The sequence below is a fragment of the Micromonospora sp. NPDC048835 genome (genome assembly GCF_040649995.1).
GTDB lineage: Bacteria > Actinomycetota > Actinomycetes > Mycobacteriales > Micromonosporaceae > Micromonospora.
The window spans coordinates 94,721-118,370 of record NZ_JBEZGM010000005.1 but is presented as its reverse complement, the minus strand read 5'-3'; the positions used below and the strand labels follow the sequence as shown (position 1 = coordinate 118,370).

The following is a 23,650-nucleotide window of genomic DNA, read 5'->3' as shown; positions in this document are numbered from 1 at the left end:
CGCGGGCACACAGGGAAGGCAGTGCCTAGTAAGGGTGTTGCACGATAGGTGAGCAACGACCGAAGAGATTGTTCATCGGTGACGACCAGAGGAGGAAGGCGATGACCCCGACCCTCACGCCGCCGCCCGAGACGGTGGCACCCCCAGCCGCCGATGAACGGTGCGACCGCTGCAATGCTGCCGGGAAGCTCCGGATCACTCTGGCGGGTGGGAGCGAGCTGGTGTTCTGTGGGCACCACGCGAACAAGTACGCGGAGGATCTCGTGAAGATCACCGAGCGGTTCGCAACGGAGCCCGATTTCAGCTGGCGTGGCGCCGATCTGATGGCGAACTAGATCCGCAAACCGACATAGCTGGCCGGAGGCACCCCCGAGGGTGCCTCCGGCCAGCTTTTCTGTCTGGACACCCCGCACCCCGCACCCCGCACCCCGCACCCCGCACCCCGCACCCCGCACCCCGCACCAAGATCTGAACAACTTCCCCGATGTTGCTGCCTTAGACACGACGGAGACGGCAACATCCCAGATCCTGTGCGGATCTTGACGGCGACGCCGCCCCACGACAGGCCAGAAGCGAGGTCTGCGCGGCACCGACCGTCAAGATCACGCTCGAACCAGGATGTGGTGGCCTCACCGGCGCACCGACACCACTACAACCAGGATGTTGCGCGATCTTGAAATCGGGACGCCCCACACAGGGGCATCCCCAGCCGTTCCCAGCAGACAAGCCGCAGCACCGCCCAGGCCCGTTGATCCACTCGGGTTCAAGGAAGTCGCGCTTTCCACCTCGCTCGAACACCGCGTCTTCAAGGAAGCCGAGTGGATCACGGCGAAAGCCACCGAGGCAGTGGTCACCCGGGCACCGGTGCTGCTCCGGTTACACCGGGCACGGCGGACGGCGACACCGGGCACGGCGGACGGTGACACCGGGCGCACGGCGGACGGCGACACCGGGCACGGCGGACGGCGACACCGGGCACGGCGGGCAGTGACACCGGGCACGGCGGGCAGTGACACCGGGGCACGGCGGGCGGTGGCGATGAAGCCCGACCTGATCCTCGCGGCACGACCGAGACGACCGACACCACCGACACCACCGACACCATCGACACCACCGACACGGCCGACACCACCGATACCGACCGACACAGCCGACACGGCCGACACGGCCGACACGGCGCAGCGCGCCGCGGCCGGACCGCTCTAGAGGGTCTGCACGGTGGCTATGCGTTCCTCGAGCTGCTCGATGGTGGCCTGGGCGCTCGGTGGACCTCCGCAGAGCCGACGCAGCTCGGCGTGGATCTTGCCGTGTGGCTGGCCGGTGCGGTGGTGTCGGGAGGCCACCAGGGCGTTCAGTTGACGCCGGAGCGCCACGCGACGCTGGGCGGCGCTCATGGGTGCGGGAGGCGCTGCCGTGGGCGCAGCGGCCGGCTGAGCGGCCCCGTCGGCCGTCCGGCGGCGTTGGGCGGCGAGCTGTGCGGCCTGGCGTTTGGTCAGCAGCAGCGAGACCTGGTCTGCGGTGAGCAGGCCGGGCAGGCCGAGGTATTCCTCTTCCTCGGGGGTGCCGGCCTGGGCGGCGGTGCCGAACGACGCACCGTCGAAGATCACCTGGTCCAGTTCGGCGGTGGCCGAGAGGGCGGCGAACCGCTTCTCCAACTCGCCGCTGGCCTGGTCGTCGCGCTGCGCGCGTTCCAGCAGGTCGTCGTCGAAACCGTCGGCTTCCTTGGGCTTGCCGAGGACGTGGTCGCGCTCGGTCTCCATCTCGCTGGCCAACCCGAGCAGGTGCGGCACGCTGGGCAGGAACACCGACGCGGTCTCCCCGGGCCGGCGGGCTCGGACGAACCGGCCGATCGCCTGGGCGAAGTAGAGCGGCGTGCTGGCGCTTGTGGCGTAGACGCCGACCGCCAGTCGCGGGATGTCGACCCCTTCGGACACCATTCGCACCGCGACCAGCCATCGTTGGTCGGATGCCGCGAACGTCGCGATCCGGGCGGAAGCGCCCTGGTCGTCGGAGAGCACCACGGCGGCCTTCTCGCCGGTCACCTGCTCGATCAGCTTGGCGTACGAGCGGGCGGTCTGCTGGTCGGTGGCGATGATCAGCCCGCCGGCGTCGGGCATGCCGGCGTTGCGCAGCACGGTCAGCCGGGCGTCGGCGGCCCGCAGGACCTGCGGCATCCAGTCCCCGGCCGGATCCAGGGCGGTACGCCACGCCTGCGCCACCAGGTCCTGGGTCATCGGCTCGCCCAGTCGGGCGGCCAACTCCTCCCCCGCGTTGGTGCGCCAGCGGGTCTCCCCGGAGTACGCCAGGAAGAGCACCGGCCGGACGACCCCGTCGCGCAGCGCGTCGGAGTAGCCGTACACCGAGTCGGCGCGGGAGCGCAGCAGCCCGTCCCCGCCCCGTTCGTAGCTGACGAACGGGATCGGGTTGTCGTCGGAGCGGAACGGTGTCCCGGTGAGCATCAGCCGGCGTACGGCGGGTTCGAAGGCGTTCTTCACGCCGTCGCCCCAGGTGCGGGAGTCGCCGGCGTGGTGGATCTCGTCGAGGATGACCAGGGTGCGGCGGGTCATGGTGCGCCGCCGGTGCACCTGCGGGGCCATCCCCACCTGGGCGTAGGTGACGACCGCGCCGTGGAAGTCCGCGGCGGAGTGCAGGTCGGCGTTGCGGAACGCGGCGTCCAGTTGGATGCCGACCCGGGCCGCGGCCTCGGACCACTGGGTCTTCAGGTGCTCGGTCGGCGCGACCACGGTGACCGCCTCGATGGTGCCGTCGGCGAGCAGCTCCGCCGCGATCCGCAGGGCGAAGGTGGTCTTGCCGGCGCCGGGCGTGGCGACCGCGGTGAAGTCATCGGTACGGCGACGCAGGTACTCCACAAGCGCCTTGCGCTGCCAGGCGCGTAGTGCCGGGAACGTCTCGAGCACCGGCGTCCGGGCTGCCACGCGAAGCTCCTCTCCGACCGCACGAAGGCGGACCCCGGGCGAGGGCCACGAGGATCCGCCGCCCATGAAAACGCCTCCGCGCAGAAGCTGCCGCGAAGGCCGACTCAGCATAACCAGCACGGGCCGCCGGGCCCAGGCGACGCCACGCTGGTCACATCTGTCACCCCGGCGAGCTCACCACTCCGGGTCTCCGGTGCGGGGTGGGCGCAGCGTGGCCACCGGCGCGGACCAGCGTCGACGCAGCGCGATCAGCCGCAGCCCGAAGACCAGGACGGCGGCGGCGGTGAGCGGTGCGGGCCCGGTCTGCCCGGTGACGTACAGCAACACCACCAGGACGGAGCCGGCGAGCGCGGCGAGCGCGTAGATCTCCCGGCGCAGGACGACCGGGATCTCGGCGGTGAGCAGGTCGCGGGCGAGCCCGCCGCCGATCGCGGTGAGCATGCCGATGAGGCAGGCGCCGACCGCTGGGACCTGGGCGTCGAGGGCCTTGAGCGTGCCGGTGACGGTGAACAGCGCCAGGCCGGCCGCGTCCAGCACCAGCACTGTGGTGCGCAGTCGGGCCAGTTGCGGGTGCAGCCAGAAGACGGCGAGCGCGGTGAGCGCGGCGGTGGCGACGTACCGCCAGTCGGCGAAGGCCAGTGGAGGGACCTCGTCGATGACCAGGTCCCGGAAGATCCCACCGCCGAGGGCGGCCACGAAACCGACGAACGCGACGCCGAACAGGTCGAGTCGCTTGGCCACCGCTGCCGACGCCCCGGACGCGGCGAACACCGCCACCCCGGTGAGGTCGGCGAGGAGCAGGGCGGTGGAGGTGGTCACCGCCGCAGGTTACGTCGCTGGCCGGAGCACCGACCGAGATTCACTCGCGGTACGAGTCGTAGATCTCCTTGCACTTGGGGCAGACCGGTGAACCCGGCTTGGCCGCCTTGGTGACCGGGAACGTCTCGCCGCAGAGCGCGACGACGAAGGTGCCCATGACGGCACTTTCGGCGATCTTCTCCTTGCGGACGTAGTGGAACATCTCGGGGCCGGTGTCGGCGTCCTTCAGTTCCGGACGCTCGAGAACCTCTGTGCTCACGTCTGCACCTCCAACCGACAAGTTTGGCAGGTCATCGAGGCCGGGTCCACTTGAGGTCAACGGACACCCGACCCCGTACGGTGCCAACGTGACTGACTTTCGCATCAGCTACGGCACCGAGGTCGCCGAAGCCCTGCGCGACGGCCGGCCCGTCGTCGCCCTGGAGAGCACCATCGTCTCGCACGGTCTGCCCCGGCCGGAGAACCTGCGGGTGGCCAGGGAGATCGAGCGGACGGTTCGGGACGCCGGCGCCGTTCCGGCGACCATCGGCATGATCGCCGGCGAGCTGGTGGTCGGCCTGGACGACGCCCAACTGACCCGGCTGGCCACGGTCGACGGCGTGACCAAGCTCTCCGTCCGCGACCTCGCGGTGGCGGCCGCCACCGGGGCGGACGGCGCGACCACGGTGGCCGCGACGAGCGCGGTGGCCGCCGCCGCCGGTATCGGCGTGTTCGCCACCGGCGGCCTCGGTGGGGTGCACCGGGAGGCCGCGCACACCTTCGACGAGTCGGCGGACCTGGTCACCCTCGCGCAGACCCCGATCGCGGTGGTCTGCGCCGGGGTCAAGTCGATCCTCGACGTGGGCGCGACGCTGGAGCGCCTGGAGACCCTCGGGGTCGCGGTGGTCGGTTACCGCACCCGCCGGTTCCCCGGCTTCTACCTCACCGACGCCGGCTTCGACCTGGACTGGTCGGTGGACTCGCCGGAGCAGGTCGCCGCCGTGCTCGCCGCCCGGGACGAGCACGCCCTGCACACCGGTGGGCTGCTCATCGCCAACCCGCTGCCGGTCGACGAGCAGCTCGACCCGGAGCTGCACGACCGGACGCTCACCGAGGGCCTGGCCCTGCTGGAGCGGGACGGGGTCACCGGCAAGGCGGTCACCCCGTACCTGCTCGCGCACTTCCACGCGTCCACCGAGGGCGCCAGCCTGGCGGTGAACGTGCGGATCATCCTGCGCAACGCCGACCTGGCCGCGCGGATCGCGGTCGCCTCGGCGGCCCGCGGCACCACCGTCCCGGCATGACCCGACCGGCCCGGATGGTCGTCGTCGGTGACGTGATCACCGATGTGGTCGCCGTGCTGTCCGGGCCGCTCGCGGCCGGCTCGGACACCGGGGCCGCGATCAGCCTCGGTGGCGGTGGTCAGGCGGCCAACACCGCCGCCTGGATCGCCGCACAGCGGGTGGACGTCACGCTCGTGGGCGCCGTCGGCGACGACGACGCCGGCCGCGACCGGGTGGCCGAGCTGGACCGGGCGGGCGTCGACTGCGCGATCGAGCGGGTCGAGGGCGCCCCCACCGGCACGGTCATCGTTTTGGCCGCCGACGACGAGCGCACCATGGTCAGCCAGCGCGGCGCGAACCTGCGGCTGAGCGCCGCGCACGTCGAGCAGGCCGTCGCGGCGGCGCCCGACGCTGGGCATCTGCACCTGTCCGCGTACACCCTGTTGGACGTCGAGTCGCGCGGCGCGGGGCTGCGGGCGTTGGCCGCCGCCCGCGAGCGCGGGCTCACCACGAGCGTCGACGCGGCCTCCGCGGCGCCGCTGCGGCGAGTCGGTGCGGCGGCGTTCCTGAGTTGGGTACGCGACATCGACCTGCTCCTGGTCAACGCGGACGAGGCCACGGTGCTGGCCGGCGGGCTGGACCCGGCGGCGCAGGGGCGGGCGCTGTCGGCGACGGCTCGGCGGGTCGTGGTGAAGCGCGGCGCGGCCGGCGCGGTCTGGGTCGACCGCACCACTCCGGTGTGTGTCGCTCCGGCCCGGCGGGTGGCGGTGGTGGACGTCACGGGGGCGGGCGACGCCTTCGCGGCCGGTCTGCTAACCGCGTGGCTGGCCGGTGCCACCCCGACCGCGGCCCTCGACCGCGCCACCGACCTGGGCGCGCTTGCCGTCTCCACCGCCGGCGCGCGGCCACAGCCGTAGCGGTCGGCGCGCGGACCGCGACCCTGACGGCGCGAAACCCTGGCCCGCTCGCGGGTCAGGGTTCGCCGTCGATGACCTTGTGCGGGCGCTCCTCGGCGGTGAGGCTCATCGGCGGGGTGTCGTCCTGGTGGCGGGGGTGGAACCGGTTGGCCAGCCGGTGCTGATCCTTCGGCGGCCGGTCGTTTGCCAGCAGCACGGCCAGCCAGGGGATGAGCAGCATGCCGAGACCGCACAGCGGCAGCCAGAGCCAGAGCAGTGGGGCCTTCGCACCGACCAGGATCGCGCCAACGATGAGGCACAGCACCCGGATGCCCATCATCAGGAGATATCGGCGCTGGCGACTGTTGAGCTGATCGTCCTGGCTGCGCGAGGCGTCGGTGATCAGAATCGGCTGGTACGCCTGACGCTTCACCATGGACCTCCTCGAGGGGGTTACACCTCATCCTGTCACCGTAGGCCCGTGATCAGCGAAATTCGGCAGGTCCCTGAGCAGCGAAATTCGACTCATCCCGCCGCGTGTTACGCGCGTGGTACGCTCCGCGCGTGGGCAGCAGGTTCAGCTTCACCGACGAGGCGTTGGCCAACCTGAGGGTCTACGACGTCACACCCGGGGAAGTCTGGGAGGCGCTGCACAGCGCCCGCCGGGTCATCCGCCATCTGGGTGACGACGTCATGGTGGTCTACGCCGCCGCCCGACGGGGCCGCCGACTGGCGGTGCTGCTCGCCGAGGCCGATGGCACCGACAACGACTGGGACATCCTCTCCGCCCGCGAGCTGAGCGACGTCGAGTCCAAGCGCTACGACGAGGCCGTGCGGAGATCTCGGGAGACGAGGAGGCCGTGACGATGCACCGCAACGACGCGACCAAGCAGTTCCACAGCGGCGACGACCGGCTCGCCGACCTGATCGACGAGAGCCCGGCGGCCGAGCTGCCCACCCCGGACAGCGACGTGCCGATGGTGAGCCGCTCGGTACGACTGCCGCTGGACACCTACGAGCGGGTCCGTGCCGCCGCCGACGCCCGGGGCATCGGAGTCACCACCCTGATGCGCCAGTGGATCGAGGCCGGCCTCGCCGACCTGGACGACTCGGCGACCGTCTCGCTCGCCGACGTGCGGCGCGCGCTGGCGTCGCTGGCGCACCCCACCGCCGCCTGAGCAGCCGGCTCAGCCGCCGGCGGTCTTCGCCTTGGCCGCCGCCTTCATCTGCTGCTTGAACTCCCGCACCCGACGCAGCGAATCGGCGTCGGTGACGTCCGCCACCGACCGGTACGCGCCCGGGTCGCCGTAGTCTCCGGCCGCCGTCCGCCAGTCCTGCGGGGTCACCCCGAACCGCTTGCCGAGCAGGGCCACGAAGATCTGCGCCTTCTGCTTGCCGAACCCGGGTAGCGCGGCGACCCGCCGCAGCAACTCCGGCCCGTCGGCGACCCCGGCCCAGAGCAGCGCCGCGTCACCGCCGTAACGCTCCACCAGCACCTGGCAGACCTCCTGCACCCGGGCCGCCATCGCCTTCGGGAACCGGTGCAGCGCGGGCGGCTGGGCGAAGAGGGCGACGAGAGCCTCCGGGTCGTACCCGGCCAGCTCGGCCGCGTCCAGGTCGTGGCCGAGCCGCTGGGCCAGCACGTACGGCGACGAGAACGCCTTCTCCATCGGCACCTGCTGGTCGAGGACCATGCCGAGGAGCAGCGCCAGCGGGCTGCGCTCCAGCAGCAGGTTGGCCTCCGGGTCGATGGGCAGCACAAGCGTCATGCCTTGATGATGCCGTAGCCGGGCCGGCGATCGGCGGGTGACGCTGACCCGGGACGCGGCGGCAGGCAGGATGTCGGGGTGGACGAACACGACATGCTGCTCTCCCCCGCCGGTGTCGACGCGCTGCGCACCGCGCTGACCGGGGCCGGTTTCACCAGCCACGGCATCGCCGAACGGCTGGGCGCCCAGGCGACCGCCGCGGTCGCCCGCAACGACTACCGGGCCGCGCTGCGCGCCACCGAGGACGGCGACCCGCTCGGCACCCTGATCCGGGTGTTCATCTGCGACCAGACCGAGCCGGAGGCGGCGGTGGCCGCCGCCCTGGCACCGCTGAGTGTGCCGGAGGCGCTGGCCGGTGGGCTGGTCGAGCGGTACGGCGACGGCCTGCGTGCCGGCGTCGACCTGGAGCCGTACGGCGACGACTGGTGGGTGCTCGCCGACGTGCCGGGCAGCGCTCGCCCGGGTCGTCCGCTGCACGCCGAGCACGTCCTCGGCATCGGCGGGGCGACCCACACCCTGATCGGCGCGACCATGCGGCGGCCGGTCGACACCGCCCTGGACCTGGGCACCGGTTCCGGAGTCCAGGCCCTGCACCTGGCCACCCACGCCCGGTCCGTGACCGCCACCGACCTCTCCGAGCGGGCGCTGCGCTTCGCCGCGACCACCGCCGCCCTCAACGGGCAGGACTGGGAGTTGCTCCGCGGCGACCTGGTCGCCCCGGTGGCCGGTCGGCGGTTCGACCTGGTGGTGAGCAACCCGCCGTTCGTGGTCGGCCCGGGTACGACCACGCACGTCTACCGCGACTCCGGTCGGGTCGGCGACGCGATCGGCGCCGAGCTGGCCGCCACCGCCCCCGCTCTGCTCACCGAGGGCGGCACCATGCAGTACCTGGCGAACTGGGTGCACGTCGCCGGCGAGGAGTGGAACGAGCGGGTGGCCGGCTGGTTCGCCGGGACCGACCTGGACGCCTGGGTCATCCAGCGCGAGGTGGCCGATCCGATGGCGTACGTCGATCTGTGGCTCACCGACGCCGGCGAGACCGCGGACCCGCAACGGATGGCCGCCTGGCTGGACTGGTTCGACGCGCACAAGGTGGAGGGGGTCGGCTTCGGCATCGTGTCGCTGCGCCGGGGCGGACACGCCGACCCGGTGGTCCGGGTGGAGGACCTGCGCCAGCGGGTCCAACCGCCGCTTGGCGACCAGATCGGTGCCTGGTTCGACCGCCAGGACTTTCTCCGGGTACGCGGCACCGAAGCGTTGCTCGCCGAGCGCTACCGGGCCGCCGAGGGCCTCCAGCTGCGACAGGAGGCCACCATGGGCGAGGAGGGCTGGGCAGTGGACCGGCAGGTCCTCGCGATGCCGAACGGCCTGCGCTGGACCGAGGAGATCGACCCGCTGGTGCTGGCGCTCGTCGGAGGCGCCGACGGTCGGCTGCCACTGCGTGACCAGCTCGCCCTGCTCGCCGCCGCGCACGATGTCGAGCCCGACGAGATGGCCGAGGCCGCCGGCCCGATCGTGGCGCACCTGGTGGAGCGCGGTTTCATCGAGCCGGTGACCGCCTGATGCGTGCCGTGGTGCAGACCGTCGGGCGGGCCAGCGTGACGGTGGACGGCGAGGTGGTCGGCGCGATCGACAACGGCCTGCTGGTGCTGCTCGGGGTGACCCACACCGACACCGCGCAGACCGCGCAGACGATGGCGCGCAAGGTGCACGAGGTGCGCATCCTGGACGGTGAGCGGTCTGCCGCCGACATCGGTGCGCCGATCCTGGTGGTCAGTCAGTTCACGCTCTATGGCGACGCCCGCAAGGGCCGCCGCCCGAGCTGGACCGCAGCCGCCCCCGCCGAGGCCGCCGAACCACTGGTGACCGCCGTGGTCGACGCGTTACGGGAGAGGGGCGCCACTGTCGAAACCGGCCGCTTCCGCACCCACATGCTCGTCGAAAGCATCAACATAGGCCCCCAAACCCTCCTCCTAGACCTCTAACCCCACCCCACCCAGCACCCAGCACCCAGCACCCAGCACCCAGCACCCAGCACCCAGCACCGACCCTCGCACCCCTCGCACCCCCCTCGTTGATCAAGAGGTTTGCGTCAGATTTCGCCCTTGGTTTGACGCAAACCTCTTGATCACCGCGGCGAAGTGGCAGGGGGTGGGGGTGGGGTTCGGGTGGGGTGGGGTTCGGGTGGGGTGGGGTTCGGGTGGGGTGGGGTTCGGGTGGGGTTCGGGTGGGGTTAGGAGAAGGGGCCTCGGCGGGTTAGGGACTGGCGGAGCCAGTTGTCGAGTTCGGCGGTCCAGTCGGTGCGGTCGGCGGTGGCGTGGTCGACAGTGAACCGGCCGAAGGCGTCCCGGCCCTCGGTGAAGACGCCACCACGCTTGTCGACCTCCAGCACCACCTGCATCTGCTGCGGGTCGGCGATGAAGGTCACCTCCAACTGGTTCATCGAGCGGGCGTACTGCGGCGCCGGGTCGAACTCGATCTCCTGGTAGAACGGCAACGCCTGGCGTACGCCGTAGATGTGACCGCGCTCCACATCGGCACGGGCGAACCGGAAGCCCAGCCGCAGCAACGCGTCGAGCAGTCGCTCCTGAGCGGGCAGCGGGTGCACCGACACGACGTCCAGGTCACTCTTGTCGACCGCGCGGGCGACCTCCAGCTCGGTACGCAGGCCCATCGTCATCCCGTGCAGGTGCTGCCCGTACACCTCGGTGACAGGCGTTTCCCACGGCACGTCGAAGCGGAACGGTAGGTCGTAGCGCTGCCCCGGCTCCAACCGGAACGCGCCGGTGATCCGCTGCCGGTGGAACTCCTGAGTGGTGTCGTGGTCGTTCTCGCCGCTCTCGACCTCGACCCGGGTGACCAGACCGAGGGTGACGTGGTCGATGTCGACCTGGTGGTCGCCGCCCAGCACCTGGATGCGGCCCTCCAACTGGCCGCCCGGGCGGCAGTTCGGGTTGGCCAGCACCGTCTCCACCGATGGTCCGCCGACGCCCATCGCCTTCATGAGCCGCTTGAAGACCACACCGTCCTCCGTCCGTCGTCCTCGACCGACCAGAGGTGGCCGGCCGGCCGACCTGAGGTGGCCGGCCGTCCGCAACGTAACGGGGTCGGGCAACCACACGCCGGGACGACACACCGCACCAGCGACCCGACTCGATTCCTGTCGGGTGCCCGATCGCCTCACTCCCGTTTTACGCCCCGCCCGCCAAGCTGTTGTCACACCGGCACCACTGGGCCGGGAACACGGCACACACGTGGAAACGGGGAGAGACAGAGATGGTCCTGCAGATGACGGAACACCGGACGCGCCCAGCCACCACGACCGACACCGACGGAGCCTCCGAGGCCCTCGTCGACCTGGACGCCACCGACGAGCGCGGCATCTCCACCGACCTGGTCCGGGCCTACCTCAACGGGATCGGCCGGACGAAGCTGCTGACCGCCGCGCAGGAGGTCGACCTGGCCCGGCGCATCGAGGCCGGCCTGTTCGCCGACGAGAAGCTGGCCACCTGCACCCCGGTCTCCGCGGAGCTGCGCGCCGACCTGGAGCTGATCGTCGCGCAGGGCCGGGCAGCCAAGGACCACCTGTTGGAGGCGAACCTGCGGCTGGTGGTCAGCATCGCCAAGCGCTACACCGGCCGTGGCATGGCGTTCCTCGACCTGATCCAGGAGGGCAACCTCGGCCTGATCCGGGCGGTGGAGAAGTTCGACTACACCAAGGGCTACAAGTTCTCCACGTACGCCACCTGGTGGATCCGGCAGGCCATCACCCGCGCCATGGCCGACCAGGCCCGCACCATCCGCATCCCGGTGCACATGGTCGAGCAGGTCAACCGGATGGTCCGGGCCCGCCGCGAACTGGCGGTGACGCTGGGCCGCGAACCGACTGTCGCCGAGGTCGCCCGCGCACTGGAGATCCCCGAGATCCAGGTCATCGAGCTGATCTCGTACGACCGGGAGCCGGTCAGCCTGGACCAGGCCGTCGGCGACGACGGTGAGAGCGCGCTCGGCGACTTCGTGGCCTCGGTGGACCCGCGTACCGAGCCGGGCGACGGCGCCGCCCAGGGCGAACTGCGCAACGAGGTGAGCATCGTGCTCTCCACCCTGTCGCAGCGGGAGCAGGCGGTCATCCGGCTCCGGTTCGGCCTGGACGACGGACGGCAGCGCACCCTGGACGAGGTCGGCCGCGAGTTCGGCCTGTCCCGGGAGCGGATCCGGCAGATCGAGAAGGTGACGCTGCTGAAGCTGCGCGACCCGGAGCGGGCGCAGCGCCTGGAGGCGTACGCCTGCTGACGCACCCGGTTCCCACGGAAGGCCCCGGCGGTTCGCCGGGGCCTTCCGTGCGGTCGGGATGTTTGACTGGGGCACCGGCGACGTGAGGAGAGCAACGATGAACTGGACGTTGGAAGTGGTGATCGTGCCGGTCTCGGATGTGGACCGGGCGAAGACGTTCTACGCCGACCAGCTCGGCTTCACCGTCGACCACGACACGGTGATCAGCGACGACGCGCGCATCGTCCAGCTCACCCCGCCCGGCTCCGGCTGCTCGGTCGTGATCGGTAAGGGCGTCGTCCCGGAGATGCCGCCCGGCTCACTCAGGGGCCTTCAACTGGTGGTGCCCGACCTGAGGCGGGCCCACGAGGAGTTGGTCGGTCGGGGTGTGGAGGTCAGTGAGATCCAGGTGATCGGTCAGAACCCGCGGCCGGTGCCGGATCCATTGGACAACGTCGGCTTCGTCTTCTTCGCCGACCCGGACGGCAACACCTGGGGCGTCCAGCAGATCTCCAGCCGCGCCTGACCCGGAGCGGTCACAGGCGGCGGGGGCCGGTGTCCGGGCGGGCGACCGCCCCACCCACCCCCACCTGGGCGTGCAGGACCGAGATGCCGTCCGGGCGGGCGAGCACCGGGTTGAGGGTCAGCGATCGCACCCGGGGCTGTTCGTCGGCGAGTTGACCCACCCGCAGCAGCAGGTCGGCCAGGGCCGCCCGGTCGACCGGCGCGGCGCCCCGGTGCCCGCGCAGCAGAGGCGCGGCCCGGGGCTCGTCGACAAGTTCGGCGGCGTCCCGATCGGTGAGCGGCACCGCCCGCCAGGCCCGGTCGCCGAGCAGTTCGGTGGCGACCCCGCCGAGACCGAAGCCGACCACCGGACCGAAGGCGGGATCTTCCACCACCTCCACCACGCAGGCCACCCCGGGCGGAACCATCGGCTGGACCAGCGCGTCCGCGCCGAAGGTCGCCGCCAGGTCGGCGTACGCGCGACGGAGGGTCGGCTCGTCGGGCAGGTCGAGCCGGACCGCACCGAGGTCGAGTCGGTGCCGCAGCCCGGGGGCGGCCGCCTTGAGCGCCACCGGGAAACCCAGCCGTGCCGCCGCGTCGACCGCCGCGTCGGCCGAGTCGACGGGCACCGAGGCCACCACCTCGATGCCGTACGCGGCCAGCAGCGCAGCCGGGTCGGTGGCGTCGGTCCGGAGCGCGGCCTGGGCGGCGGCCCGGTCGAGGCCGGGCAGCTCCGGCGCCACCCCGGATGGGCGGCGCAGCCACTCGGCGTGCCGGTGCGCGCGGGCCAGCGCCCGGACCGCCTCCTCCACGCCGCCGTACGCCGGCACCCCCGGCGGTAGCCGCCCGACCAGGAAGGTCGCCACTGTCGGCTTGCCCAGCGCGAGGGCGGCCGGCAGCGCGGCGGTCACGTCGGCGTCCACCTCGGTCAACTGGCCGGGTAGCGGTGGGGCGAAGACCACCACCAGGGCGTCCACCCGGTCGTCGGCGGCCGTCTCGGCGAGAGCGGCGGCGAACTCGGCGGCACCGGCGCTCGGCCCGACGTCGCGGGGGTAACCGTCGGCAACGGTGAGGCCCTGCCCGACGCAGGCGGTCGCGGCGAGCCCGGTGAGGGCCGAGGAGTTGCCGACCACACCGACCCGGCCACCGACCGGCAACGGCTGGTTGGCCAGCAGCACACCCACGTCGAGCAGCTCCGGCACGGTGTCCACCCGGATCACCCCGGACTGGGCGAAGAGCGCCGCGACCGCCACCTCGTCCGGACCGGCGCTGTCGCCCACGCCCACCGGGCGGGCCGGCGAGGCGAGCGCGACGACAGGTTTGGCCCGGCCGATCCGTCGGGCCAGCCGGGCGAACTTGCGCGGGTTTCCGAAGGTCTCCAGGTAGAGCATGATCACGTCGGTGCCGGGGTCGTCCTGCCAGTACTGAAGGAGGTCGTTGCCGGAGACGTCGGCCCGGTTGCCGGCCGAGACGAAGCTGGACAGGCCGAGGCCCCGCCGGTCCGCCTCGGCGAGCAGCGCCACCCCGAACGCGCCGGACTGGCTGAAGATGCCGACCCGACCGGCCGGCGGCAGCGCCGGGGCGAGGGTGGCGTTGAGGCGTACCGTCGGGTCGGTGTTCGCCACGCCCAGGCAGTTCGGGCCGACGACCCGCATCCCGGCGGCGTGCGCCGCGCGGACCAGCGCCCGCTGGGTGGCCGCGCCCTCGCCGCCGGCCTCGGCGAAGCCGGCCGAGATGACCACCAGGCCGTGCACACCGGCCGCGGCCGCGTCGGCGACGACGGCGGTCGCCGACTCGGGCGGGACCGCCACCACCGCCAGGTCCAGTGGCGTGGCGGCGTCCACCGCCGAGGGGTACGCCGGCAGGCCCGCCACGCTCGACGCGTTCGGGTGCACCGGCACCACCGCGCCGGTGAACCCGCCGTCGCGCAGGTGCCCGAGCACCGCCGCGCCGACGCCCTGGCCGGTGGCGCTGGCACCGTAGACGACGATGCCGCGCGGAGCGAGCAGCCGGGCGATCGAACGGGCCTCGGTACGGTGCTCCCGGCCGCGCTGCACCTCCAGACTCGCCTCGGTGGGTGCGATGGGGAAGCTCAGGTGGACCACGCCGTCGGCGTACTCGCGCTGGACCTGGTAGCCGAAGTCGGCGAAGACCCGCAGCATCGTCCCGTTGGCCGGTAGGACCTCCGCGACGAAGCTCATGATGTCGTTGCGGCGGGCCGCGTCGGCCAGGTGCTCCATCAGCACCGAGCCGATGCCCCGACCCTGGTGGGCGTCCTCCACCACGAAGGCCACCTCCGCCTCGGGCGCCTGCGGGCCGAGCCGCTCGTACCGGCCGACCGCGACGATCTGGTCGGCGGCCAACACCACGAACGCCTCCCGGTCGTGGTGGTCCACGGTGACGAAGCGGACCAGGTCCCGTTCCGGGATGCGCGGGTACGGCGAGAAGTACCGCAGGTAGCGGGTGCGCTCGGAGAACCGGCTGTGCATCGCCACGATGCCCGGCGCGTCGGCCGGGTCGATCGGTCGCAACTGGACCGTGCTGCCGTCGCTCAGCAGCACGTCGACCGGCTGGTCCAGGCTCGTCACCGAAACGGCCCGGCTCAGTCCCGCGGATCGTGCGGGTCGAGCCCGAGCAGCGGGAAGACCGTCTTGCGGGTGGCGGCTATCGCCCGGTCCACCGCGTTCGGCTCGCCGGTCGGCTGCCACGGCTCGTACGACGGGTCGGCGTCGTCGGTCATCCGCAACGGCACCTCCCGGCCCAGCCGACGGGAGACGACCAGGTCCCGCCACCCGGGCGGGGTGAGCGTGGCCGGGTCGATCGGGTCACCGGTGGCCACGGCCAGCAGGTGACTCCAGGCGCGGGGCACCACCTCGACGAGCGCGTACCCGCCGCCGCCGGTGGCCACCCACCGGCCGTCGCACAGCTCGTCGGCGAGCGCCCGCATCGCCAGGTAGGTGGCCCGCTGACCGTCCACCGTCAGGTTCAGGTCGGCGAGCGGGTCGAGTCGGTGACCGTCGGCGCCGCACTGACTGACGAGCACCTGCGGTCGGAACGCGCGCAGCACCGACGGCACGATCGCGTGGAACGCCCGCTGCCAGCCGCTGTCGTCGATGCCCGGCGGCAACGGCATGTTGACCGCGCTGCCCTGTGCGCCCGGCCCACCCGTCTCGTCCGGGAAACCCGTGCCAGGAAAGAGCGCCAGCGGGGTCTCGTGCAGGCTGACCGTGAGCACCCGTGGGTCGTCCCAGAAGATCTGCTGCACCCCGTCGCCGTGGTGCACGTCGACGTCCACGTACGCGACCCGCTCGGCGCCCAGGTCGAGCAGGCGGGCGATGGCCACCGCGGGGTCGTTGTAGACGCAGAAGCCGGAGGCGCGGGCGGACATCGCGTGGTGCAGCCCACCGGCCACGTTCACCGCCCGCCGGGCGTCACCGCGCCAGACCGCCTCGGCGGCGGCCACCGTGGCACCGGCGATGAGCGCGCTGGACTCGTGCATCCCCTCGAAGACCGGGTTGTCCGAGGTGCCCAGGCCGTACCCGGCGAAGAGCGGGTCGCGCGGGGCGTTGCGCACCGCGGCGAGGTACGCCGGCTGGTGCACCCGGGTGAGCAGGGCGTCGTCGGCGGGCTCCGGTTTGACCACGCGCACCCCGGGCCGATCCAGGATGCCCAGCTCGCGGGCGAGCGCGATGGTCAGCTCCACCCGGACCGGGTCGAGTGGATGGTCACCCATGTCGTAGGCGAGCAGCGACTCGTCCCACACCACCACCGTGTCGTCGGACATCGGCCCATCGTCGCACGAGGACCGGCACCAGCCCACCGCACGCGCTGGTCAGCGGCCGGGTGTCGACCCGGAGGCGACCGGACGAGCCGGGTCGGCCACCCAGTTGCTCCACGATCCAACGTAGAGCGCGGCGTCCGGGCGGCCGGCCAGGTGCAGCGCGAGGACCGCCTGCGCGGCGGTCACCCCCGAGCCGCAGTACGCCCCGACGGCCGACTCCTCGGTCACCCCGGCGGCGGCGAACCGCGCGCTCAACACGTCGGCGGCCGGGAACCGACCGTCCGGCCCGACGTACTCCCCGGCGGGCAGGTTCGCCGCTCCCGGCACGTGCCCGGCGACCGGGTCGATCGGCTCGACCTCACCCCGGTACCGCGGCGCTGCCCGCACGTCGAGAAGCACGGCGTCGTCCGCGGCGGCACGTGCGGCGGCCTGCCCCGCGTCGAGCACCGGGAGGCCGCCGGGGCACACCACGACATCACCGGGGGGCGGCGCGGGCGCGTCGGTGGAGACCTCTCGACCGGCGCCGACCCAGGCCGGGTAGCCGCCGTGCAGCACACGCACCTGACGGTGCCCCGCCCAGCGCAGCGTCCACCAGGCCCGGGCGGCGGCCAGGCCGTCGCCGCCGTCGTACACCACCACGGGGTGACCGGCGCGGACGCCTGCGGCCCGGAGCGCGGCCTGCAACGCGGCCGGGTCGGGCAGGGGGTGTCGACCACCCGCGCCCGGTGCCCCGCAGAGCGCGGTGTCCAGGTCGACGAAGACCGCACCGGGCAGGTGGCCGGCGAGGTAGTCGTCGCGGCCGGGCGGGCCGACGAGCCGCCAGCGGACGTCGAGCAGGGTGGGTGGATCGGCCCGGTCGATCTCGGCGACGAGCCGATCGACCTCGACCAACGGCTCCTGGGTACCGGACATGGCGACCATCCAACACCATTCGCGTAGCCCGCACGCGGTTCGGCGGCGGTCACCAGCCGTTCACCGAGGTAATATCGTGCACCGGAGGGCCGCTGACCTTATGAAGTCTCACGACCTGGTCGACACGACCGAAATGTACCTGCGCACCATCCTCGAGTTGGAAGAAGAGGGGGTGCCACCGCTTCGTGCCCGGATCGCCGAGAGGCTGCAGCAGAGTGGCCCCACAGTGAGCCAGACCGTCGCCCGGATGGAGCGCGACGGCCTGCTCACCGTCGAGGGAGACCGGCACCTGACGCTGACCGCCCAGGGTCGCAGCAGCGCCGTGTCGGTGATGCGCAAGCACCGCCTCGCCGAGCTGCTCTTGGTAAACGTCATCGGGATGCCCTACGAGGAGGCCCACGAGGAGGCCTGCCGCTGGGAGCACGTGATGAGCGACGCCGTGGAGAAGCGGGTCTACGACCTGCTCAACCGGCCGAGCCGCTCCCCCTACGGCAACCCGATCCCCGGGCTCCAGGAGCTGGGTTCGCCAGCGACGGAGACGGCCGACCCCGCCGAGGGCGAGCGCAACCTGGCGTTCCCCGGCCTCTCCGGGCCGGTCGTGGTGCGCCGGATCTGCGAGAGCGTGCAGAAGGACGCCGACGTGCTGCGCCAACTGCACGCCGCCGGGGTCGACCCGGGCGCCACGGTGACCGTGGCCCAGGAACGCGACGGAGTGTCGATCGACCGCTCCGGCGACCGGGTGCGGCTGCCCCGCGAGGTCGCCTCCCGGGTCTTCGTCGCCGCAAACTGATCAATCGGACACCCGGGCGTCACAACGCCCGGGTGTCCACCTTTTTCGCGAGCGCGGCCAGGTCGGCGGTCAACTTCTCCACCGCGGAGCGCTCACTGCCACGGGCCGCGGTCCAGCTCATCGTGGCCAGCCGTCCGTCGCTGGCCAACCAACCCACCTCGGCGACCGGCCCGCGCCCACTCGCCGCGGCGGTGGTCCGCCGGTACGCCTGCTGACCCAGCCCGGTCACCTTGGCCGCCTTGTCCGGCACCACGTCCGCGCCGAAGCTCGTCTTGTCGATCGTGGTCTCGGTCACGCTGAGCGTCAGCTCCGGCAGGCTCGCACCCGTGGCCCGCACCACACAGGTGTGGGTGTCGCCCCGTTCACTTGACGCCGCCACGTCGAAGCGCGCCTTCACCACCTGCTCGATCACCGTGAAGTCCAGCAGGCGGCAGGCACCGCCCGAGGAGGCCGCCGCGACGTCCACCGCGACCGGCACCGGCGGTGGCACCGCCGCCGGTTCCGCCTCGTCGGCGCAGCCACTCACCAGCAGCCCGGCCAGCCCGGCGACCACGATCCGCCCGCGCACGTCCCACCCTCTCGCCGACCGACGGCGGAAGGCGCCCGCCGGATGTCCGTCGGACACCGTACGGGGTGCCGGTGTCGTGCGGAAGCCCCTCATCGACGCCTATTTCGCCGGCGGATCGTCCACGTACGGGCAGTGCCGGCAGCCCCGCCCGCAGCAGGTCCCCCGGCGGGCCAGGAAACCGGCGCTGAGCACGAACAGCCCGCTCGTCGGGTCGAGATAGCCGGCCTCGTCGGCGGCCAGCGCGGCGGTGTGCGCGGCGAGGATCCGGGCCCGATCGGGGTGCTCCGGCGACACCCGGGAGGGGTGCGGCTCGGTGAGCGGCCGGTCGGCCAGGGGTTTCCGCTCTCCGTTCACCGCAGCAGTCTAGGGACGGGCGCAGCCACCAGGCTCAGCCGTGCCGGGCCAGCGCGGCGGCCACCTCGTCTCGGCCGGCACCCGCCGCGAGCAGCAGGCGCAGCAGCACCCGCGCCTTGTACGGGTCGAGCAGCCCTCCGTTGAGCAGGCCGCGTCGTTGCAGGTCGGTCTCCGAGCCGACCGCCCCGTACGTGTGCCGCAGCACCGACCCGGCCCCGGAGCGGGAGGTGAGCACGACCGGCATCCGCTCGGCCAGGTCCCCGAGCACCGGGGCGAGAACGGCCGGCACGTGCCCGACGCCGAACCCGGCCACCACCAGGGCCTGGTGGGTTGCGCTCAGGCCGTCCAGCAGCAGCCCGTCGTCGTCCATCGTCACCACGTACAGGGCCACCCGGGTCGTGTCGAGCCGGTCCGGGTCGACGGGCGGCAGCGGCTCGTGCCGCACCGGCCGGGTCAACACCCGCACCTCCCCCTCGATCACCTGCCCGAGCGGGCCGGTGTTGGGCGAGGCGAAGGTGCTCGTGCTGGTGCTGTGCGTCTTGCGCAGCCAGCGGGCGGCGTGCACCTCGTCGTTGACCGCGACCAGCACGCCCAGGTCACGGGCGGTCGGGGCGGCGGCCACCCGCAGCGCCGCGAGCAGGTTCGCCGGCCCGTCCGCGCCGGCCAGCGTGGGGTTGCGCATCGCGCCCGTGAAGACCAGCGGGGCGGCGTGCGGCCAGACCAGGTCGGCCAGGAACGCCGTCTCCTCCAGGGTGTCGGTGCCCTGGGTGACCACGACACCTGTCGCGCCGATGGAGACCGCCCGGGACGCCTCGTCGACCACGGCGAGCAGTTGCCGGCCGGTGAGGTGGGCGCTGGGCACCGCGTGGGTGTCCAGCACATTGACGGGTACGCCCCACTCGGCCAGGCCGGGCACGGCGGCGGTGAGGTCCGCGCCGGTGAGCCGGGTGACCACGCCGGGGCGGCCGGCGTCGACGCCGCCCATCGCGATCGTGCCGCCGAGGGTGATCAGGGCGATGGACATGGGATTCGAGCCTCCGTTCGGCCGCTCTGGTGGGGCGGCTCCGGGACCCTACCCACCGCTCGGGATGCGACGACATGCCCCCGCATCGTCGTGGTTTCGTCGTAGGGTCCGACGATGCTCGGTTGCGGACACTTCGACGAGCACGGAGGAGACGCGATGCGGAAGATCGTTGTGCAGATGAGTGTGTCGTTGGACGGGTTCTTCGAGGGCCCGGGCGGCGACATCGGCTGGCACCAGGTCGACGAGGAGTTGCACCAGCACTTCAACGACGTGATTCGCCCGATGGGCGGGTTCCTCACCGGCCGGGTCAGCCACGAGCTGATGGCCGCCTACTGGCCGACCGCCGATCAGGAGCCGACCGCCAGTGGCCCGGAGCGCGAGTTCGCCGGCATCTGGCGGGACATGCCGAAGATCGTCTACTCGCGCACGCTCGACAAGGCCGACTGGAACGCCACGATCGCGCGCGAGGTCGACGTCGAGCAGGTCCGCAAGCTCACCGCCGAACCGGGCGGCGACCTGGCGCTCGGCGGTGCCGACCTGGCCGCGACCTTCGCCCGGCACGACCTCATCGACGAGTACCGGATCTACGTCCACCCGGTGCTTGTCGGTCGGGGCCGTCGACTCTTCCCCGAAGCGGACGCTCCGACCGGCCTGCGTCTCGTGGAGAGCCGCGTCTTCGGCAACGGCGTGGTCCTGCTCCACCACGAGCGGGTCCGCTGACCAGAGCTGCTTGAGTCTCCACCGGGGGGAGACACGAGGGTGGGGGCATGAGCGGGGAGACACGGCACACGATAGGTGAGTTGGCCCGGCGGACCGGCCTGAGCGTCAAGACCATCAGGTACTACGCCGACAGCGGGCTCGTGCCACCGACCGACCGGAGCCCGGCCGGCTACCGGTGGTACGGCCCGGCGGCCGTGGCCCGGTTGGAGCTGGTCCGAACGCTGCGTGACCTGGGCCTGGACCTGGCCACCATCCGGCGGGTCGTGAACCAGGAGGTGCCGCTGCCCGTGGTGGCGGCCGCACACGCCGAGGCGTTGGCCGTGCAGATCCGGGTGCTGCGGCTGCGTCAGGCGGTGCTCACCGTGGCGGCGCGGCGCGGGTCTGGCCCGACCGAGGTGGACGAGCTGCACCGCCTGGCCCAGCTCACCGCCTGGGAGCGGGGGCACCTGGTCGCCGACTTCCTGGGCACCGTCTTCGCCGGCCTCGGCGACCAGCCGGCGTACCAAGGGGTGATCGCCTCGATGACACCGGAGCTGCCCGACGACCCCAGCACCGAGCAGATCGAGGCGTGGTTGGAGTTGGCCGAGCTGTGTCGGGAGCCGGAGTTTCGGGCCCGGATGCGACGGCTGGCGCGGCAGCACGCCGCCGACCACGACATCCCGGGGCTGCCCCGCCCGGACGCCGTCGCGGTGGTCCGGGACGCGGTGGCCCCCGCTCTCGCCGCCGGTCTCGACCCGACCAGCCCCGACGCCGACCCGGTGGTCGCCACTGTCACCACCCGGTACGCGAGCCTGCACCGTCACTCGAACGACGCCAACCTGCGTCGGCGGTTGCTCGACCGGCTGCTGCTGGCCGACGACCCCCGCCGGGACCGCTACCTCGACCTGTTGGCGGTGCTCAACGGCTGGGCGACAGGCGATGCGACCGTGCCGGCGGTGGACTGGTTCATCCGCGCCCTGCGCGCCCGGATGCCCGAGCCGGCCCGTTGAGCTGACCGGGCCGGCTCCTGCGCCGCTCGGCTGGGTGGGGTCAGCCGAACCAGGTCATCGTCTGACCGTGGCCTCTGGTCCAGGCAAGCGGCTTGCCATCGAGGGCGAGAACGTTGTGCAGCGCGTCGTCCGGCGGGTCGGGCAGCCCGTCGTACCGGAGCACCTCCGGCCCCTCGCTCGCGACCCAGTGCCCCGGCAGCTCGCGGACCAGCCGGACGAACGCGTCCCGGCGCGGCTGCGGCACCTGATAGAGCACGGAGGTGTGGAAGACCACGAGCGTCGCGTCGGTGGGTGCCCGCGCGGCAAGCGCCGGCAGGTCGTCCACCAGGTCGCCGCGGACCAGCAGCGGCGGGTCGGCGGCGGCGACCGCCGCCGCGGCCCGCAGCCGGGCCCGCCGGTGAGCGTGTTCCGGCCAGATCAGGGCGTCCAACCAGGACACGTCGCCGGGGTCGGTCACGTCGAGCGGGTTGAGGTCCAGGCCAGCCCGCCACACCACCTCGGGTACGCGTGTCGGCGGCACCAACCCGTCGGCCGCGCAGTCGAGGACCGGCTCGCCGGAGCCCACCCGATGATCGCCGTAGCGGTACGCGTACCGGTCGGGGTAGAGGCCGAGCCCGGCAGACGCTCCGACCTCCAGTAGGGCGAGGGGCTGCGGCAACGCGGCGAGCAGCGGCAACAGGAGGGCGCACCGGCCTGCCTCGTTCGTCTGGGTGGCCCGGGTGCGCAACTCCGCCTCGACGGCGGCCCAGTGCGTCACCACGAAGTCGTGGAAGGCGACCGGGTCGTCGACCGGGCCACCGAGCCAGCGGACGACGCCGAACAGCAGGTTCGGTTGCCGCTTGGCCGGCGGCAACCCGTCGAGCAGGGCGAGGAGGTCGTCGTCGCGGGCGACGGCGTGTGCCAGGCGCTCGTACGTGGGCGACACCTCGCGCGCCTCGCGGTTGCCGAACGTGGCGTACTCCTCAGCGGTCGTCATGCCCTCATCGTCGCAGCCCATTCCTCGGTCGTTCAGCCCGCATTTCCGTGTGCCAGCTCACTCGCCTTCTCGAGTGCCGCGCGACATTGTCGCCGCTCACGGCTGCTGGCCCGGCCGGTCGACGATGGCGACCCGCAGGAGCGCGGCAGCCGACTCCAGTGACTCCTTGCCGTCGCGTATCACCGAGTTGCGGGTGCCGAGGTAGACGTGGGAGTCCCGATCGAAGATGAGGTCCATGTTTCCACCGATCACCCCGGGCATCCGGATCGCCACCCCGTGCCGGCCGGCGGCGTCCACCACGTCGGCGGAGATGACTGTCGCCCCGGGCTGCCGGGCCAACACCTCGTAGAGCGCCGCGAGCGCGCGGGGCGGCACGTAGCCGTGGAGCATCGACCAGGCCGTGGTGTACGCCATGTCCTCGTCCCCGTAGACGGCCTCCTCGTCGGCTCCCTCGGGCAGGTGCAGGTCGATCGGGTGCTCCCGAAGGTAGCCAAGCAGCTCGTCCGGGTCGGTGGGCAGGTCGCCGTGGTACGCCGGCCACTGAAATGCGTCGAGCTCCTTCTCGGGATCGCCGGGATCGTCGATGCGGAGCTCCCTCAGCTCTCCCCATCCGTTCGGATCGGCCTCCGGTCGGTACCGTCCCTGCGTGTACGCCACACCACCGGCCGACTGCCACAGTTGGTTCCGGATGGTCCGGTACGGGCCGCTGGCCGGCCGGTCCCGAATCGTCGCCAGGGTTTCCGTGAAGACGTACTGATCGGGTCGGGCGGTGAGTTCCGGCTGCTGCCGGGCTGCGTCGGCGGCCAGGTGGAAGATCTCCGACGCGCTGGCCGTGGGCGGCGGCTGGTCGCCAAGCCGCATGGTCTGGACCGCCAGTGCACCAGCGGTCACCGTCACCGCCAGCCCGAACGCTCCGGCGAGCCGCCAACCGCGCAGGAACCGGGTACGGCGTTCGGCGGGACGGGCCGCCGACGCCAGCTCGGCCCGCTGGGCGACGTGGGCGGTCAGATCCCGCAGGAGTTGCTCCTCGAAACCCCGCGGCGACCGTTCGGTCTCGTTCATCGTCATCTCCGTCTCC

26 protein-coding genes are annotated in these 23,650 nt (G+C 72.6%); 12 read left to right on the top strand and 14 right to left on the bottom strand.

Annotated features, from left to right (window positions below):
- Positions 1 to 101: 101 nt before the first annotated feature.
- Complete coding sequence (locus tag AB0C15_RS08495) at positions 102 to 335, top strand: hypothetical protein (protein ID WP_030337431.1); 234 nt, start codon at positions 102 to 104, stop codon at positions 333 to 335.
- A gap of 867 nt (positions 336 to 1,202) precedes the next feature.
- Here AB0C15_RS08495 and AB0C15_RS08490 read toward each other — a convergent pair.
- The 3 genes from AB0C15_RS08490 to AB0C15_RS08480 all read right to left on the bottom strand — a co-directional run bounded on the left by AB0C15_RS08490 (position 1,203) and on the right by AB0C15_RS08480 (position 4,014).
- A complete protein-coding gene (locus tag AB0C15_RS08490; RefSeq protein ID WP_357350081.1) occupies positions 1,203 to 2,936 on the bottom strand; it encodes a DEAD/DEAH box helicase in 1,734 nt (577 codons plus the stop codon).
- A gap of 174 nt (positions 2,937 to 3,110) precedes the next feature.
- A complete protein-coding gene (locus AB0C15_RS08485; RefSeq protein ID WP_357350079.1) occupies positions 3,111 to 3,755 on the bottom strand; it encodes a trimeric intracellular cation channel family protein in 645 nt (214 codons plus the stop codon).
- Between the two features lie 40 nt (positions 3,756 to 3,795).
- The gene (locus AB0C15_RS08480) at positions 3,796 to 4,014 is read right to left on the bottom strand and encodes a DUF3039 domain-containing protein (RefSeq protein WP_007456912.1); all 219 of its coding nucleotides are present in this window, start codon (positions 4,012 to 4,014) and stop codon (positions 3,796 to 3,798) included.
- 88 nt (positions 4,015 to 4,102) lie between these two features.
- Here AB0C15_RS08480 and AB0C15_RS08475 point away from each other — a divergent pair, with 88 nt between their 5' ends.
- On the top strand, positions 4,103 to 5,038 hold the full coding sequence (locus AB0C15_RS08475) for a pseudouridine-5'-phosphate glycosidase (RefSeq protein WP_357350077.1): 936 nt from the start codon (positions 4,103 to 4,105) through the stop codon (positions 5,036 to 5,038).
- Positions 5,035 to 5,934: a PfkB family carbohydrate kinase gene (locus tag AB0C15_RS08470; protein ID WP_357350074.1), complete on the top strand. Its 900-nt coding sequence runs from the start codon at positions 5,035 to 5,037 to the stop codon at positions 5,932 to 5,934. Before AB0C15_RS08475 ends, AB0C15_RS08470 begins: the two co-directional genes overlap by 4 nt.
- 55 nt (positions 5,935 to 5,989) lie before the next feature.
- Here AB0C15_RS08470 and AB0C15_RS08465 read toward each other — a convergent pair whose 3' ends face one another.
- Positions 5,990 to 6,349 carry a DUF3099 domain-containing protein gene (locus AB0C15_RS08465; protein ID WP_357350072.1) on the bottom strand — a complete coding sequence of 120 codons (360 nt, stop codon included), beginning with the start codon at positions 6,347 to 6,349 and terminating at the stop codon, positions 5,990 to 5,992.
- Positions 6,350 to 6,477: 128 nt separating this feature from the next.
- On the opposite strand from AB0C15_RS08465, the gene AB0C15_RS08460 reads away from it, so the two are divergent.
- Together AB0C15_RS08460 and AB0C15_RS08455 are read left to right on the top strand one after the other, a co-directional pair.
- On the top strand, positions 6,478 to 6,777 hold the full coding sequence (locus AB0C15_RS08460) for a hypothetical protein (protein WP_357350070.1): 300 nt from the start codon (positions 6,478 to 6,480) through the stop codon (positions 6,775 to 6,777).
- 2 nt (positions 6,778 to 6,779) lie between these two features.
- Positions 6,780 to 7,091: a hypothetical protein gene (locus AB0C15_RS08455; RefSeq protein ID WP_357350343.1), complete on the top strand. Its 312-nt coding sequence runs from the start codon at positions 6,780 to 6,782 to the stop codon at positions 7,089 to 7,091.
- 9 nt (positions 7,092 to 7,100) lie between these two features.
- Here the strand turns inward: AB0C15_RS08455 and AB0C15_RS08450 are convergent, their stop codons facing one another.
- Positions 7,101 to 7,682: an HhH-GPD-type base excision DNA repair protein gene (locus AB0C15_RS08450; RefSeq protein ID WP_357350068.1), complete on the bottom strand. Its 582-nt coding sequence runs from the start codon at positions 7,680 to 7,682 to the stop codon at positions 7,101 to 7,103.
- A 78-nt stretch (positions 7,683 to 7,760) separates the two neighbouring features.
- Here AB0C15_RS08450 and AB0C15_RS08445 point away from each other — a divergent pair, with 78 nt between their 5' ends.
- Both AB0C15_RS08445 and dtd read left to right on the top strand, forming a co-directional pair.
- Positions 7,761 to 9,245, top strand: a complete 1,485-nt coding sequence (locus AB0C15_RS08445; protein ID WP_357350066.1) for a methyltransferase — start codon at positions 7,761 to 7,763, stop codon at positions 9,243 to 9,245.
- Positions 9,245 to 9,667, top strand: coding sequence for a D-aminoacyl-tRNA deacylase (gene dtd / locus AB0C15_RS08440; RefSeq protein WP_357350064.1), 423 nt, complete (start codon positions 9,245 to 9,247; stop codon positions 9,665 to 9,667). The genes AB0C15_RS08445 and dtd overlap by 1 nt, the downstream gene beginning before the upstream one ends.
- Before the next feature lie 248 nt (positions 9,668 to 9,915).
- Here the strand turns inward: dtd and AB0C15_RS08435 are convergent, their stop codons facing one another.
- Positions 9,916 to 10,704 carry a sporulation protein gene (locus tag AB0C15_RS08435; RefSeq protein WP_357350062.1) on the bottom strand — a complete coding sequence of 263 codons (789 nt, stop codon included), beginning with the start codon at positions 10,702 to 10,704 and terminating at the stop codon, positions 9,916 to 9,918.
- Between the two features lie 266 nt (positions 10,705 to 10,970).
- On the opposite strand from AB0C15_RS08435, the gene sigB reads away from it, so the two are divergent.
- Complete coding sequence (gene sigB, locus AB0C15_RS08430) at positions 10,971 to 11,975, top strand: RNA polymerase sigma factor SigB (RefSeq protein WP_357350060.1); 1,005 nt, start codon at positions 10,971 to 10,973, stop codon at positions 11,973 to 11,975.
- Between the two features lie 97 nt (positions 11,976 to 12,072).
- On the top strand, positions 12,073 to 12,480 hold the full coding sequence (locus tag AB0C15_RS08425; RefSeq protein WP_357350058.1) for a VOC family protein: 408 nt from the start codon (positions 12,073 to 12,075) through the stop codon (positions 12,478 to 12,480).
- Between the two features lie 10 nt (positions 12,481 to 12,490).
- Here AB0C15_RS08425 and AB0C15_RS08420 read toward each other — a convergent pair whose 3' ends face one another.
- From AB0C15_RS08420 to AB0C15_RS08410, 3 genes are read right to left on the bottom strand one after another with little or no spacing between them, the layout of a single operon-like run.
- Positions 12,491 to 15,046 carry a GNAT family N-acetyltransferase gene (locus AB0C15_RS08420; RefSeq protein ID WP_357350055.1) on the bottom strand — a complete coding sequence of 852 codons (2,556 nt, stop codon included), beginning with the start codon at positions 15,044 to 15,046 and terminating at the stop codon, positions 12,491 to 12,493.
- 14 nt (positions 15,047 to 15,060) lie between these two features.
- Positions 15,061 to 16,242, bottom strand: a complete 1,182-nt coding sequence (locus AB0C15_RS08415) for an acetoin utilization protein AcuC (protein ID WP_357350053.1) — start codon at positions 16,240 to 16,242, stop codon at positions 15,061 to 15,063.
- 48 nt (positions 16,243 to 16,290) lie between these two features.
- Entirely contained in the window at positions 16,291 to 17,151 is an 861-nt protein-coding gene (locus tag AB0C15_RS08410; protein WP_357350051.1) for a sulfurtransferase, read from the bottom strand.
- A 100-nt stretch (positions 17,152 to 17,251) separates the two neighbouring features.
- Here AB0C15_RS08410 and AB0C15_RS08405 point away from each other — a divergent pair, with 100 nt between their 5' ends.
- Positions 17,252 to 17,941, top strand: a complete 690-nt coding sequence (locus tag AB0C15_RS08405; RefSeq protein WP_357350049.1) for a metal-dependent transcriptional regulator — start codon at positions 17,252 to 17,254, stop codon at positions 17,939 to 17,941.
- Between the two features lie 19 nt (positions 17,942 to 17,960).
- Here the strand turns inward: AB0C15_RS08405 and AB0C15_RS08400 are convergent, their stop codons facing one another.
- From AB0C15_RS08400 to AB0C15_RS08390, 3 genes are all read right to left on the bottom strand, one after another.
- Entirely contained in the window at positions 17,961 to 18,509 is a 549-nt protein-coding gene (locus AB0C15_RS08400; protein ID WP_357350048.1) for a hypothetical protein, read from the bottom strand.
- Positions 18,510 to 18,608: 99 nt separating this feature from the next.
- Positions 18,609 to 18,863: a DUF5522 domain-containing protein gene (locus tag AB0C15_RS08395; RefSeq protein ID WP_357350046.1), complete on the bottom strand. Its 255-nt coding sequence runs from the start codon at positions 18,861 to 18,863 to the stop codon at positions 18,609 to 18,611.
- A gap of 34 nt (positions 18,864 to 18,897) precedes the next feature.
- Positions 18,898 to 19,887 carry an asparaginase gene (locus AB0C15_RS08390; protein ID WP_357350044.1) on the bottom strand — a complete coding sequence of 330 codons (990 nt, stop codon included), beginning with the start codon at positions 19,885 to 19,887 and terminating at the stop codon, positions 18,898 to 18,900.
- A 156-nt stretch (positions 19,888 to 20,043) separates the two neighbouring features.
- Here AB0C15_RS08390 and AB0C15_RS08385 point away from each other — a divergent pair, with 156 nt between their 5' ends.
- The gene (locus AB0C15_RS08385; RefSeq protein WP_357350042.1) at positions 20,044 to 20,607 is read left to right on the top strand and encodes a dihydrofolate reductase family protein; all 564 of its coding nucleotides are present in this window, start codon (positions 20,044 to 20,046) and stop codon (positions 20,605 to 20,607) included.
- Between the two features lie 47 nt (positions 20,608 to 20,654).
- On the top strand, positions 20,655 to 21,596 hold the full coding sequence (locus AB0C15_RS08380; protein ID WP_357350040.1) for a MerR family transcriptional regulator: 942 nt from the start codon (positions 20,655 to 20,657) through the stop codon (positions 21,594 to 21,596).
- A 40-nt stretch (positions 21,597 to 21,636) separates the two neighbouring features.
- On the opposite strand, the gene AB0C15_RS08375 is transcribed toward AB0C15_RS08380, so the two are convergent.
- Together AB0C15_RS08375 and AB0C15_RS08370 are read right to left on the bottom strand one after the other, a co-directional pair.
- The gene (locus AB0C15_RS08375) at positions 21,637 to 22,572 is read right to left on the bottom strand and encodes a DUF2332 domain-containing protein (protein ID WP_357350038.1); all 936 of its coding nucleotides are present in this window, start codon (positions 22,570 to 22,572) and stop codon (positions 21,637 to 21,639) included.
- Between the two features lie 96 nt (positions 22,573 to 22,668).
- Entirely contained in the window at positions 22,669 to 23,640 is a 972-nt protein-coding gene (locus AB0C15_RS08370) for a CU044_5270 family protein (protein WP_357350035.1), read from the bottom strand.
- Positions 23,641 to 23,650 lie beyond the last annotated feature (10 nt).